Below are 13,527 nucleotides of genomic sequence, written 5' to 3' on the forward strand. Positions count from 1 at the left end.
CCTGCTCGCGAATGCGCCGGGTCAGTCACCGAATGGTCTATCTGACCCAGCGCTTTCGCGAGCACGCTCGCTCCCACAGGGGATTTCTGGCGATTTTGAGGCTGTGGCACGATCCCGAGCCGCTGCGGTCGTACTCTTCACCTAGCCGCATCACAGTGTGGAGATCCAATGAGCCAGGAAGTCCTGACCACCGAAACCAACCGTCGCCAGTTGCAGCAGATCATCGCCGGGCTGTCGGACGGGGTGATTCTGCTGGAACTCGACAAAAGCATTCTCTGGGCCAACGAAGCGGCGCTGACCATGCACGGTGTCAGCACCATCGGTGATCTGGGCAGCAACGCCGACGAGTACGCCAAACGCTTCACGCTGCGCTATCGCAACAATCATGTCTTGCCGCCTGACAACTACCCGATCAGCCGCGTCGCCCGTTGCGAGGCGTTCAATGATGTGCTGATCGAAGTCTCGTCCGCGGACGACCCGGAGCGGGTCTGGGTGCACAGCGTGCGCAGCATGGTGCTGACCGACCGCGTCGGCCAGCCCGAGTCGCTGGTGCTGATCATGAGCGACGTCACCGATTGGGCCAACGCCGAGCTGCGCTTCGAAAAAACCTTCAACGCCAACCCTGCGCCGGCAGTGATCTGCCGACTCAGCGATTTGCGTTACATCAAGGTCAACCCGGGCTTTCTGGAAATGACCGGCTATACCCGCGATCAGGTGATCGGCACCTCGGCTTACGAAATCGATATCTTCGAGCAGGCCGATCAGCGCGATCTGGCCGTTCAGCGCTTGCGCGATGTCGCGACCATTCCGCAGATGCAGGCAGAACTGCGCCTCCCCGACGGTGGCAGTAAACAGGTGATCGTTGCCGGTCAGCCGCTGCTGCTCAATGACGAGAATTGCATGCTGTTCTCCTTCGTCGACATGGAGCCTCGGCGCCGGGTCGAAGTGGCCTTGCGTCAGAGCGAGGAGCGCTTTGCCAAGGCTTTTCGTCTGACTCCGGTGCCGATTCTGATCTGCACCGCTGAAAAGCAGGAGGTCATCGACGTGAATCAGGCGTTCCTAGATACCCTGGCCTATGACAGCGATGACGTACTCGGCAAAACCGTGACGCAATTGAGCTTCATCCACGATGACGGCGCGCGCACCCGGTTATTGTCGGCGTTGGCGAAGAACGGTCGGGTCGATCGGGTCGATGTGCCGGTGCGCAAGAAGGACGAGGAGTTGCTGGAGTGTGCGGTGTCGGCCGACACCGTGAACATTCACGACACCTCCTGCTATCTGCTGGTGCTGATGGACATGACCGAGCGCAAGCGCACGGAGCTTGAGCTGGTCGCGGCGATTGAAGAGGTGATGAAGGATGCATCGTGGTTCAGCCGGACGCTGATCGAGAAGCTGGCCAACGTGAAGAAGATCAACTCGCCGCAGCTGCCCAGTGCCTCGTTCACTGACCTGACGGCCCGTGAACGCGATGTGCTGGGCTTGATCTGTGAAGGACTGGCGGACAAGGAGATCGCCGCGCGGTTGAAACTGGCGCCCAATACCGTGCGCAATCATGTTGCCACTGTGTACTCGAAAATCGATGTGCATAGCCGCAGCGAGGCGATCGTCTGGGCTCGGGAGCGCGGTTTGTTTTCGGGAGAGTGGGGCACCAAGGGCCAGCGCTGAGGGGTGCAAATGCACTAGTTACAAGGGTGCAAATTCATGTATTGGCCAAGGCGTTGTGTTCTTAGGCTGGTGGGGTGCGGTGTAGACCATTTCGGGTTTGCGATCGTGCCCCTTTTGAAACAGTCATAGGAACAACGTCAATGATGAATCTTGCGCAGTTGCGCGCTCGGCTCGAGCACAGTTTTGCGCCGCTGGCTTGTGAGTGTTCGGTGGATGGTGATCATTCGCTGACGGTCAAGTTGTATCACCGGGATTCGGGGCAGGTGGATCTGGTGATCAGCGGGCTGGATCTGGCTTCGCTGCGTACGCCTGGGGCGGTCGAGGCGTTGGTGGATGAGTTGCGGTATGAGCTTGAGAGCAATTCCTTGCGTTCTTCGCGGGATCCGGATTTGGCTTAAGCGCGCTTTGGTCTTGGCGGCCTTTGGGCCGGCCATGCTCTGGGGGGTTGGGTGTATATCCGTTTCTGCGGGTGTTGCGGCTGGCGGTTTCGCCCTTACGGCGAGTCACCTTTTCCAGACGCCGAAAAGGTAACCGAAAAGGCTTGCTCCTGCGTTCGGCCCTCGCAGGCTCGGGTTCCTTCGCTCCGGGACTGATCCGGGCGCAGCGGCTATGGTTTGCTTCGCTGCACCTCCTTCCGCTGTGTACGACTGCGTCGTACGGTCGCTGCGCTCCCACGCCCGGATCAATCCCTCCACTCAGCCTTCCGACGTCGCCTGTGAATCAAGATCAAAAGCGGTACTCGAGCTAACGCTCATTGTTTTGAGTGGTGAAGAGCGGATGAGCTTTGCTTTTTGCTTTTCTGTGGGAGCGAGCTTGCTCGCGAAGGCGGCCTGACAGCCGACCTGGTTGTTACTGAACTCACTCGATCAAAACTGTAGGAGCGAGCCTGCTCGCGATGAGGCCCTCGCCGGCAACGATGATCTCAATCCAGCCCTCTGCCGGAAAATCCCAGCAAAACCGACAGCCAATCCCACCCGATCACCCCAATCCACTGGCGCTAACAAGGCACTCAGCTATAAAGAATGAGTGGTCAGGTCTTCCGCGGCCGGTTGGGTTGCGGGAGTTTGTCTCTCTTTACCGCGGGTCGTCCTATGAATAATCCTGGGAAACGCGTATTGCCGTTGGCTTTTCTTGCAGCGTTGTTGGCCGGTTGTGCCAGTCCTCCACCCCCTGCGCCTGTCGCGCCGCCGCCTCCGCCGGAACGTCGGTGTGAGGTGCTGGAGAATACTGAGGTTGCCGGGGATATGTATGTCGATGGGCAGGTAACGCGCCACATCACCACTACCCGTTGCATAACCCAATAACACTCGCGATTCCTCGATTGCACGAGGCCTGGAACCCAGCAGTGACCTTGTGGGAGCGAGCCTGCTCGCGAAGGCGTGGTATCAGTCAAAACACAGCTGACTGACCCAACGCCTTCGCGAGCAGGCTCGCTCCCACACGGGTTAGCAATTTGCCCTGGAAATCAGGACAGGAAACCGCCATCCACATTCAGCGCCACGCCGGTGGTGTAGCTCGACGCATCGCTGGCCAGGTACAACACCGCGCCGGCCATTTCGCTCGGGTCGGCTACGCGTTTGAGCGGGATCTGCGTCAGTGCCTGTTTCAGAATCGCATCGTTCTTGACCAGCGCCGAGGCGAATTTGGTGTCGGTCAGGCCGGGGAGCAGGGCGTTGCAGCGGATGCCGAATTGCGCGCATTCCTTGGCGAAGACTTTGGTCATGTTGATGACAGCCGCTTTGGTCACCGAATAGATGCCCTGGAAGATGCCCGGGGAGATGCCGTTGATCGAGGCGACGTTGATGATGCTGCCGCCACCGTTTTCGCGCATCAGCTTGCCGGCTTCGACCGACATGAAGAAATAGCCGCGAATGTTCACATCGACGGTCTTCTGGAACGCGCCGAGATCGGTGTCGAGCACGTTGCAGAATTGCGGGTTGGTCGCGGCGTTGTTGACCAGGATGTCGAGGCGGCCGAATTGTTCCTTGATCCCGGCGAAGACCTGGCTGATCTGCTCCATCTCACCTATGTGGCAGGCCACGGCTGTTGCCTTGCCGCCGGCGGCGATGATGGCGTCGGCGACGTGTTGGCAGCCTTCGAGCTTGCGGCTCGAGACGATCACATGGGCGCCTTGCTGGGCCAGCAGTTTGGCGATGGCTTCACCGATGCCACGGCTGGCGCCGGAGACGAAAGCGATTTTGCCGTCGAGGTCGAACAACTGAGTCTTGGACATGGGTTTCCCTTGTTGAAAGTCTTGTTATTGGCCCGGATCAGAGGCTGGATTTCTCGATGACCTGCAGGCTCATCTGCTCCAGCAGTTTGTTCATTTGAATGAACTGCGCGAAGCGTTTGTCCTGCGTCTGGCCATGGTAGAAGCGGTAGTAGATCTGCTGCACGATGCCGGCCAGGCGGAACAGGCCGTAGGTGTAGTAGAAGTCGAAATTGTCGATGCGGATGCCCGAGCGCTCGGCGTAGTAGTCGACGAATTCGCGGCGGGTCAGCATGCCCGGCGCATGGCTTGGCTGGCGGCGCATCAGTTGCACCGGTGCCGGGTCGCCGGCTTCGATCCAGTAGGCGAGGGTGTTGCCCAGGTCCATCAGCGGGTCGCCGAGGGTGGTCAGTTCCCAGTCGAGCACGCCGATGATCTGCATCGGATTGGCCGGGTCGAGGATGACGTTGTCAAAGCGATAGTCGTTGTGGACGATGCTCGAGGTCGGGTGGTCGGCCGGCATCTTGTCGTTGAGCCAGGCTTTGACTGCTTCCCAGTGCGGCGCGTCCGGGGTCAGGGCTTTTTCGTAGCGTTCGCTCCAGCCCTTGATCTGCCGCGCGACGTAGCCTTCGGGCTTGCCCAGATCGCCGAGGCCGCAGGCGTTGTAATCAACCCGATGCAGTTCGACGAAGCGGTCGATGAAGCTTTTGCACAGCGCTTCGGTTTTCGCCGAATCAAGGCCCAGTTCCGGCGGCAGTTCGGCGCGCAGGATGATGCCTTTGACCCGTTCCATCACATAAAACTCGGCGCCGATGACGGCCTCGTCAGTGCAATGCACGTAGGCCTTCGGGCAATACGGAAAGCCGTCGCGCAGTTGGTTGAGAATGCGGAACTCACGTCCCATGTCGTGGGCGGATTTGGCCTTGTGGCCAAACGGCGGACGGCGCAGAACGAATTCCTGCTCCGGGTATTCCAGCAGGTAGGTCAGGTTCGACGCGCCGCCGGGAAACTGGCTGATCTGCGGCGTGCCGGTCAGGCCGGGAATGTGCGCCTTGAGGTACGGATCGATCAGGCTGGCATCGAGTTCTTCGCCCGCGCGGATCCGGGTGGACTGGTCAGTAAGCGCCATGCTTATCCCTTCTGCTTATTTTGGAGGCCAGACATCATTGGCTAATCTAATGGCGCGCTCGGGTGCTCACAAGCGCGGGTCGGTCTTATAGGTTAGCGTGTTGCTTGATAATCAACTTTGAGAATGGGGCGAGCAGCGGCGCAGACCGAGGATCCTGCGCGCTTTAATGCACGCGCTGGTTACTGAGTTTTGGCGGCAGGGCGACAGGCGTCAGCACCGGTTGCCCGGAGAAAAACGCCATCAGGTTTTTGCCGACCAGTTCGACAGTGCCTTGCGTGGCTTCAGGGGAAAGCCCAGCGACGTGGGGAGTCAGCACAACGTTGCTGAGGTGTTTCAGGGCATCGGGCACTTCCGGTTCGTGATCGAACACATCCAGTGCAGCGCCGGCGATACGACGTTGTTCAAGTGCGGTGATCAGGTCTGCCGTTGCGATAACGCTGGCGCGGGCGATGTTGACGATAAATCCCTTGGGGCCGAGGGCATCGAGCACGGCTCGCGTCACCAGATGTTGAGTAGCAATGCCACCGGGCGTGGCAACGACCAGAAAGTCCGAGGCTCGCGCCAGATCGGTCGGTGTCGAGCAGAACGCATAAGCGACGTCGCTGCGCACCTGGCGGTTGTGGTAGCTGATCTGCATGTCGAAACCCAGCTCCGCACGCTTGGCAATCGCCATGCCCACGGCGCCCAGCCCGAGGATGCCCAGACGCTTGCCGGCCAGCGACGGGCGCATGATTTTCGGCCATTCACCGCGGCGCACGGCGGCATCGCAGCGCGGGATGTCGCGGACCAATGCCAGCAGCAATGCCATCGCATGATCGGCCACTGACGAGGCGTTGACTCCGGCGCCATTGGTGACGGTGATCCCGCGGTCGCTGGCCGCTTGCAGGTCGACCTGTTCATAACCTGCACCGATCACCGTGATTATTTTCAGGGCGGGCAGGGCGCTGATCTCTTGCGCAGTCAGGCCAAGTGGGCCACGAGTGAGCACGGCGTCGATGCGACTGCCATGGGTGGCGATGGCTTGCGCGCGTTCGGCTGGCGTTGGTGCAAGGATCAGGTGGAATCCCTGATGCTCAAGAATCGGCAGATAGTCATTGATCGTTTCAACCAGTACCAGAACGGTTGCGGGCATTGCGCGGCTCCTGTGATTGGCGGCGGGTGGGTCGCGAAAGTCGACTCAGAGTGCTGAATCCGCAGCGGCTTGGCAATCATTGCATTCACGCAGTGGTGCTTTGATTCTGGACGGGTTCGTGGAACAAGCAAGTACGCAGGCATGGCGCACGACCCATCAGCTGACGTATTGCGCAACACCATTACCGAACGACCAGTTCTCTTTCTTTACCTCTAGCAGATTGATGAACACATCCTCCAGGCGAATACCCAGTTGCGCATGCAGGCTCTCGGCAATGGTTTTGAACAGCAATTGTTTCTTTTCCACGCTGCGCCCTTCGCTGATGGTGATCTGGATGAACACCACGCCGTCGCTGCGCTGGATGCCGAGGTATTGCGGGTCATAAACGAAATGCTGGGCGTCATGCTCGTTGAGGATCTGGAAATTGTCGTGTTCGGGGACATCGATACAGCTGCGCAGGGCGGCGTAGATCTGTTCGCCGACGCGCCTGGCGAAAGTGGGGTCGGGGTTTTGCTGGATGTCGACGCGGACCAGTGGCATGGGAGGCTCCTTGGGTTATGGCTTCTCACACGCTAGATCAAGGTCAGGGTTCTGGCAGGTAATTGGTCTGGAATATTGCAAATTCCGTGTATGAGGCGGCTTACGTGACTCGCGGATTTTGCCTACGGGAATGGCAGATGCGTCTGCTGGTCAGCACCCGTATGGATGCGAAATCATCACGCCTCAGAGCAGCTTGCGCGATAGCTGCCACCAGCCAGGGAAGGCGAATGCTTCAAAACGACCGGGAAAACCTCGAACTGGACAAGCTGATGAATGAAATACGCAAGCTTGTGGCCGAGAGGAAAAAACTTGTGGCGGAAGAAAAAAAGATGAAATGGGAAACCTATTTCTACCCGGTTGCGGTAGTGGCCGGAATGTTGACCGCGACAGCGGCCTTGATCGGCCTTTCGCTCAAGTTATGAATGTGCGCGTTTCGCTCTATCCAACCCGTTACCCGCGAAAAAGGAAATCACCATGAGTACGTTCGACCGCCAAGCCATGATTGACCGTTCCGATCGAGAGCACGACGAGTACGTAGAAAGGTTACGCCTCAAGCAGCGAGGCGACATCGTTCCGATCCTCGCATTGCTGAGTCTTGCCTTGCTTTGCATGTCGTTTGGCTTTCTGGTCGCTCGATTGATCTGATCGTTCCGGCTGCGCACGGTGCCGGAAAAACTGCCAGAAAACGACATGCAGCGTAGCTGGAAACGGCAAAAATCATTCCGAAAACGACTCCCCATCGGTCTGCTCCGCACAACCATTCCTCAGCTAAGTCTTTGCTTGCATTGATTTATCACGGAGAATCGCGCCCCTGTTTCGGCCGGAGCATGTCTGTCGGTTTTTTCCGACGCGTCCTGACCGAGTGGCAAGTGACCGGAATGCGGAGATCCGACCGGATGAATGATCAGGCCAATAGCCTCGAAAAGCGCTTCGACGCAGCAGCACCCGCTGAACTTTCGAGCTGGAATCGCCAGGACACCACCTGGATGCTGGGACTGTTTGGGACGGCCATTGGCGCCGGCACCCTGTTTTTGCCGATCAACGCAGGATTGGGTGGCTTCTGGCCGCTGGTAATCCTCGCGCTGCTGGCCTTCCCGATGACGTTTTACGCGCACCGTGGCCTGACCCGTTTTGTGCTGTCCGGTCGCGAAGGCGCCGATATCACCGAAGTGGTCGAGCAGCATTTCGGTATCAAGGCCGGTGCCTTGATCACGCTGCTGTACTTCTTTGCCATCTTCCCGATCCTGCTGATCTACAGCGTCGGCCTGACCAACACGGTCGCCAGCTTCCTCCAACACCAACTGCACATCACGCCGCCACCGCGCGCGCTGCTGTCGTTCGTGCTGATTCTCGGCCTGCTGGCCGTGGTGCGTTGCGGTGAGCAGGCGATCGTCAAGGCCATGAGCCTGATGGTCTATCCGTTCATCGTCGCGCTGCTGTTCCTTGCCGTGTACCTGATTCCGCACTGGAACGGCGGCATCCTCGCCACCGCCTCGCAAGTGCCGGCGCCGTCAGCGCTGCTGCACACGCTGTGGCTGGCGATTACGGTGATGGTGTTCTCGTTCAACCATTCGCCGATCATCTCGGCGTTCGCGATGGACCAGAAGCGTCGTTACGGTGTGCACGCCGACGAGCGCAGCTCACAGATCCTCGCGCGCGCTCATGCATTGATGGTCATTTTGGTGCTGTTCTTCGTATTCAGTTGCGTGCTGACCCTGTCGCCAGAGCAACTGGCTGAGGCGAAAGAGCAGAATCTTTCGATCCTGTCGTACCTGGCCAACCACTTCAGCAACCCGACCATCGAGTTTGCGGCGCCGTTGATTGCGTTTGTGGCGATATCCAAGTCGTTCCTCGGTCATTACATCGGGGCCAGCGAAGGCCTCAAGGGCCTGATCGTCAAGAGCGGCAAACGTCCGGGCGCCAAGGCGCTGGATCGCATCGTGGCGGCGTTCATGCTGGTGATCTGCTGGATCGTCGCAACGCTTGATCCGAGCATCCTGGGCATGATCGAAACCGTCGGTGGGCCGGTGATTGCGGCAATCCTGTTCCTGATGCCGATGTACGCGATTCGCAAGGTGCCAGCGATGGCGCGCTATCGCGGTCAGGCGTCGAACGTGTTTGTTACGGCGGTGGGACTAGTGGCGATTTCGGCGCTGGTTTACAAGCTGGCTGTGTAATGACTGATCGTTCCCACGCTCTGCGTGGGAACGCCTCTTGTGACGCTCTGCGTCACGCTTGGGGACGCAGAGCGTCCGGGGCTGCATTCCCACGCGGAGCGTGGGAACGATCAAAAAAAACGCCGCTCATCTCACGATGGGCGGCGTTTTTTATTGCTTTGCAGCGTTAGGCTTGAACGACCGGGATCTTGGCGTTCGCAGCAGCTTCACGGAACTCGGCGATCTGGTCGAAGGACAGGTAGCGGTAGACATCGGCCGCCATGCTGTCGATCTTGCCAGCGTATTCCATGTACTCCTCGACGGTCGGCAGGCGACCCAGGATCGAAGCAACGGACGCCAGCTCGGCCGAGGCCAGGTAGACGTTCGCGCCGTCGCCCAGACGGTTCGGGAAGTTACGGGTCGACGTCGAGACCACGGTGCTGTTCGGCTCAACGCGTGCCTGGTTACCCATGCACAGCGAGCAGCCTGGCATTTCCATGCGAGCGCCGGCCTTGCCGTAGATGCCGTAGTAGCCTTCTTCGGTCAGTTGGTGAGCGTCCATCTTGGTCGGCGGCGACAGCCACAGACGGGTTGGCAGCTGACCCTTGACCTGATCCAGCAGTTTACCGGCAGCGCGGAAGTGACCGATGTTGGTCATGCACGAGCCGATGAACACTTCGTCGATCTTCTCGCCAGCAACGCTGGACAGCAGACGGGCGTCGTCCGGGTCGTTCGGCGCGCAGAGCACAGGCTCGTTGATCTCGGCCAGATCGATTTCGATGACTTCGGCGTATTCGGCGTCGGCATCGGCTTCCATCAGCTCAGGATTGGCGATCCAGGCTTCCATCGCTTGAGCGCGGCGTTCCAGGGTACGCGCATCGCCGTAGCCTTCGCCGATCATCCAGCGCAGCAGGGTGATGTTGGACTGCAGGTACTCGGTGATCGACTCTTTCGACAGCTTGATGGTGCAACCGGCAGCCGAACGTTCGGCCGAGGCGTCGGACAGTTCGAACGCCTGCTCCAGGGTCAGACCTTCCAGGCCTTCGATTTCCAGGATGCGGCCGGAGAAGGCGTTTTTCTTGCCTTTCTTCTCGACGGTCAGCAGACCGTTCTGGATAGCGAAGTACGGAATGGCATGAACCAGGTCACGCAGGGTGATGCCAGGTTTCATCTTGCCTTTGAAGCGCACCAGGATCGATTCCGGCATGTCCAGCGGCATGACGCCAGTGGCAGCGGCGAACGCGACCAGACCGGAACCGGCCGGGAACGAGATGCCCATCGGGAAACGGGTGTGCGAGTCACCACCGGTACCGACGGTGTCCGGCAGCAGCATGCGGTTCAGCCACGAGTGGATAATGCCGTCGCCCGGACGCAGGGAAACGCCGCCGCGGGTCATGATGAAGTCAGGCAGGGTGTGGTGGGTGGTCACGTCGATCGGCTTTGGATAAGCCGCGGTGTGGCAGAACGACTGCATCACCAGATCAGCGGAGAAGCCCAGGCACGCCAGGTCTTTCAGTTCGTCACGGGTCATGGGACCTGTGGTGTCCTGCGAACCCACGGTGGTCATCTTCGGTTCGCAGTAGGTGCCAGGACGCACGCCCTGGCCTTCTGCCAGACCGCAAGCCTTGCCGACCATTTTCTGCGCCAGGGTGAAACCCTTGGTGCTTTCAGCCGGAGCTTCAGGCTTCTTGAACAGATCGAACGCTGGCAGACCCAGTTCGGCGCGAGCCTTTTCGGTCAGACCACGGCCGATGATCAGCGGGATACGACCGCCGGCACGGACTTCGTCCAGCAGCACCGGGGTTTTCATTTCGAAAGTGGTGATGACTTCGTCGGTACCGTGCTTGCAGACTTTGCCAGCGTGCGGGTACAGATCGATCACGTCGCCCATGTTCATGTTCGACACGTCGAACTCGATCGGCAGGGCGCCGGCATCTTCCATGGTGTTGTAGAAGATCGGAGCGATCTTGCTGCCGAAGCAGAAACCGCCAGCGCGCTTGTTCGGTACGTACGGGATGTCGTCGCCGAAGAACCACAGCACCGAGTTGGTCGCCGATTTACGCGACGAACCGGTACCGACCACGTCACCGACGTAGGCGATCGGGAAGCCCTGGCCGCGCATTTCTTCGATCTGCTTCATCGGGCCGGTCTTGCCTTGCTCGTCCGGAACGATGCCGTCACGGGCCATTTTCAGCATGGCCAGGGCGTGCAGCGGGATGTCAGGACGCGACCAGGCGTCTGGCGCAGGGGAAAGGTCGTCGGTGTTGGTTTCGCCGGTGACCTTGAATACGCGCAGGCTGATCTTGTCGGCCAGAACAGGGCGCTTCTTGAACCACTCGCCGTCAGCCCAGGATTGCAGCACGGCCTTGGCGTGAACGTTGCCGTTCTTGGCTTTTTCAGCGACGTCGTGGAAGGCATCGAACATCAGCAGGGTGTGCTTGAGTTCTTCGGCGGCGACTGGCGCCAGCTCGGCATCGTCCAGCAGTTCAACGAGGGTGACGATGTTGTAGCCGCCCTGCATGGTGCCGAGCAGTTCTACAGCGCGTTTCTTGTCCAGCAGAGGGGAGGTGGCTTCGCCCTTGGCCAGGGCAGACAGGAAACCGGCCTTGACGTAAGCGGCTTCGTCCACTCCAGGTGGTACGCGATTGGTGATCAGGTCAACGAGGAAAGCTTCTTCGCCAGCCGGAGGGTTCTTCAGCAGCTCGATCAGGCCTGCTGTTTGTTCGGCGTTAAGCGGCTGGGGAACGATACCCAGGGCTGCACGCTCTTCGATATGTTTGCGGTAGGCTTCAAGCACAGTTATTACCCTCATCAGTGGTCCCAAATGGGTGTCCGGGACGCTCATCCCGAAATTGCCGTACTCATGCGCCTCACGACGTTGTGGGTCGTTCGGCCAGAATTACCGGCAATTCCTTACAGAAGCTGCTTTCAAAGTTTTACGCCTGCAGAACGGGGAGCTGATGAGGGTTGGCGTTGGGCTTTTCCCCGCTGGAAAAACCCTTCGCCAACACCGCTCTGAAGGAACGACTGTGCTCGTGACGCTTTGAAAACAGCTTCTAACGGACATTGGCGCCTTAAAAGGCTGGCTGATTCTACGGCAAAAAAAATTTAAAGGTAAGTCGCGCTCTATTGGACTTTCGTGGCAATCAGCGCGGCCGGAGCAAACCTGCGACGCTGGCGAGACCTTGCTGTTTGAGGGGTGATCAATGCCCGACAAAGGGCTAACATGCCGGCCTGTTCCGCGTTTCAGTGTTCTGCCCATTTATGCCCAATCAGACCATCAAGACCCCCTGCGTCGGCCTCTGCTCCACCGTTTACGGTGACCTGGTGTGCCGTGGCTGCAAGCGTTTCCACCACGAAGTGATCCATTGGAACGGGTACAACGAGGAGGAAAAGCGTGCGGTCTGGCTGCGTCTGGAGCAATTGCTGTCACAAGTGATGGCGAGCAAAGTCGAGATCTTCGATCCGGCGCGCCTGCGCGAGCAGCTCGAACAGCGCAAGATCCGCTTCGTACCGCATCAGTCGGAATATTGCTGGGCCTATCAGCTGATTGCCCGGGGCGCGCGGGTGATCATTAATCTTGAGGCGTACGGGATGGTATTGCTGCCGGAGTTCCGCGACTGGAACCTGCCGGAACTGCGCGATGCCATTGATCGGGAATTCTTCCTGCTGTCGGAAGCGCATTATCAGCGCTACATTGCCCCGGGCTTTCTGAAAGACGCCTTCGGCGCCTGAACAGCAAAAGATCGCAGCCTTCGGCAGCTCCTACATGGGAATGCGTTCTACCTGTAGGAGCTGCCGAAGGCTGCGATCTTTTGCTCTTAATGTTTCACGGCCAGTTCCACCAGATGATCCTCAACCTCCTGCGGCTTGAGCACCAGCACATCGCTTTCCAGCGTATCCAGCACCGCTTCAGCCGTATTGCCGATCAACGCGCCTGACAGACCGCTGCGCGCCACCGTGCCAATTACCGTTACCGCTGCCTGGAGCTTGTGCGCCATGAACGGGATCAGCACATCTGCCGGGCCTTCCTCAACGTGCAGGTGCTCGTCATCGACATCGAACTCCGCCTGAAACGCCCGGCACTGCTCGCGGTATTTGGCTTCTATGGTCGATTTCAGCTGAAACGTCGGGTCCGCCGCCGAGAGCATCGGCGACGGATGCGCGGTAATCACATGCAGATGCGCCTTGGCCAGACTGGCGATGTCATAACCGTGATCGATGATGGTGCTGTGCAGATGCCGATGCTCACCATCGGCATTGCCGACATCGACGGCAGCGAGAATCACTTTGTCTTTCCACGAACCGGCGGTTTTGACCAGCAGCACCGGGGTAGGGCAGTGGCGCAGGAGTTTCCAGTCGGCCGGGGTCAGCAGGGCCTTTTTCAGCGAGCTGTCGGGGAAGTGCTGTTTGATCACCAGGCCGCATCCCTCGGCCTGCTGCACATCGATGATGGTTTCGTGCAGGCTCTCGTTCCACGCCTGTTCGGTGGTCACGCTATAGCCTTCGGCGAGCAATGCAGCCTTGAGCACGCTGAGCAGGCCGGCGTGGTCATGCTTCTTGTCACACACCAGCAGATGCAGATGGGCCTGGGTGACACCGGCGATCAACTTGGCGCGCTTGAGCGCCAGGCTTTCTGCATGTTCAGGTTCGATGACCACCAGAATGCTGCGAATGGCTTGCATGAGCGGAGTCT

At 59.4% G+C, this 13,527-nt stretch carries 12 protein-coding genes; 6 read left to right on the forward strand and 6 right to left on the reverse strand.

The window, feature by feature from the left end; all coding sequences use genetic code 11:
* Positions 1–168 precede the first annotated feature (168 nt).
* Together AC0IXA_RS05440 and AC0IXA_RS05445 are read left to right on the forward strand one after the other, a co-directional pair.
* Entirely contained in the window at positions 169–1,665 is a 1,497-nt protein-coding gene (locus tag AC0IXA_RS05440; protein WP_471812095.1) for a helix-turn-helix transcriptional regulator, read from the forward strand.
* 140 nt (positions 1,666–1,805) lie between these two features.
* Entirely contained in the window at positions 1,806–2,063 is a 258-nt protein-coding gene (locus tag AC0IXA_RS05445) for a DUF1652 domain-containing protein (RefSeq protein ID WP_024013284.1), read from the forward strand.
* 1,067 nt (positions 2,064–3,130) lie between these two features.
* Here AC0IXA_RS05445 and AC0IXA_RS05450 read toward each other — a convergent pair.
* The 4 genes from AC0IXA_RS05450 to AC0IXA_RS05465 form a co-directional block, all read right to left on the reverse strand.
* Positions 3,131–3,898, reverse strand: a complete 768-nt coding sequence (locus AC0IXA_RS05450; protein ID WP_041480848.1) for an SDR family oxidoreductase — start codon at positions 3,896–3,898, stop codon at positions 3,131–3,133.
* Between the two features lie 37 nt (positions 3,899–3,935).
* The gene (locus AC0IXA_RS05455) at positions 3,936–5,003 is read right to left on the reverse strand and encodes a phosphotransferase family protein (protein WP_471812097.1); all 1,068 of its coding nucleotides are present in this window, start codon (positions 5,001–5,003) and stop codon (positions 3,936–3,938) included.
* A 163-nt stretch (positions 5,004–5,166) separates the two neighbouring features.
* On the reverse strand, positions 5,167–6,135 hold the full coding sequence (locus AC0IXA_RS05460) for a 2-hydroxyacid dehydrogenase (protein ID WP_024013281.1): 969 nt from the start codon (positions 6,133–6,135) through the stop codon (positions 5,167–5,169).
* Positions 6,136–6,291: 156 nt separating this feature from the next.
* Complete coding sequence (locus AC0IXA_RS05465; protein ID WP_471812099.1) at positions 6,292–6,675, reverse strand: tautomerase family protein; 384 nt, start codon at positions 6,673–6,675, stop codon at positions 6,292–6,294.
* Between the two features lie 137 nt (positions 6,676–6,812).
* On the opposite strand from AC0IXA_RS05465, the gene AC0IXA_RS05470 reads away from it, so the two are divergent.
* The 3 genes from AC0IXA_RS05470 to AC0IXA_RS05480 all read left to right on the forward strand — a co-directional run bounded on the left by AC0IXA_RS05470 (position 6,813) and on the right by AC0IXA_RS05480 (position 8,852).
* On the forward strand, positions 6,813–7,097 hold the full coding sequence (locus AC0IXA_RS05470) for a hypothetical protein (RefSeq protein ID WP_373877948.1): 285 nt from the start codon (positions 6,813–6,815) through the stop codon (positions 7,095–7,097).
* A 52-nt stretch (positions 7,098–7,149) separates the two neighbouring features.
* Positions 7,150–7,320 carry a hypothetical protein gene (locus AC0IXA_RS05475; RefSeq protein ID WP_016775119.1) on the forward strand — a complete coding sequence of 57 codons (171 nt, stop codon included), beginning with the start codon at positions 7,150–7,152 and terminating at the stop codon, positions 7,318–7,320.
* Positions 7,321–7,571: 251 nt separating this feature from the next.
* Complete coding sequence (locus AC0IXA_RS05480; RefSeq protein ID WP_471812101.1) at positions 7,572–8,852, forward strand: serine/threonine transporter; 1,281 nt, start codon at positions 7,572–7,574, stop codon at positions 8,850–8,852.
* Positions 8,853–9,018: 166 nt separating this feature from the next.
* Here the strand turns inward: AC0IXA_RS05480 and acnB are convergent, their stop codons facing one another.
* Positions 9,019–11,628 carry a bifunctional aconitate hydratase 2/2-methylisocitrate dehydratase gene (gene acnB / locus AC0IXA_RS05485; protein ID WP_024013276.1) on the reverse strand — a complete coding sequence of 870 codons (2,610 nt, stop codon included), beginning with the start codon at positions 11,626–11,628 and terminating at the stop codon, positions 9,019–9,021.
* Positions 11,629–12,095: 467 nt separating this feature from the next.
* Between acnB and AC0IXA_RS05490 the strand changes: the two genes are divergently transcribed.
* Entirely contained in the window at positions 12,096–12,566 is a 471-nt protein-coding gene (locus AC0IXA_RS05490; RefSeq protein WP_024013275.1) for a DUF1289 domain-containing protein, read from the forward strand.
* Between the two features lie 86 nt (positions 12,567–12,652).
* Here the strand turns inward: AC0IXA_RS05490 and AC0IXA_RS05495 are convergent, their stop codons facing one another.
* Positions 12,653–13,516 carry a universal stress protein gene (locus AC0IXA_RS05495; RefSeq protein WP_122507981.1) on the reverse strand — a complete coding sequence of 288 codons (864 nt, stop codon included), beginning with the start codon at positions 13,514–13,516 and terminating at the stop codon, positions 12,653–12,655.
* Positions 13,517–13,527: the final 11 nt, after the last annotated feature.

The organism is Pseudomonas sp. AC083 (assembly GCF_979253165.1).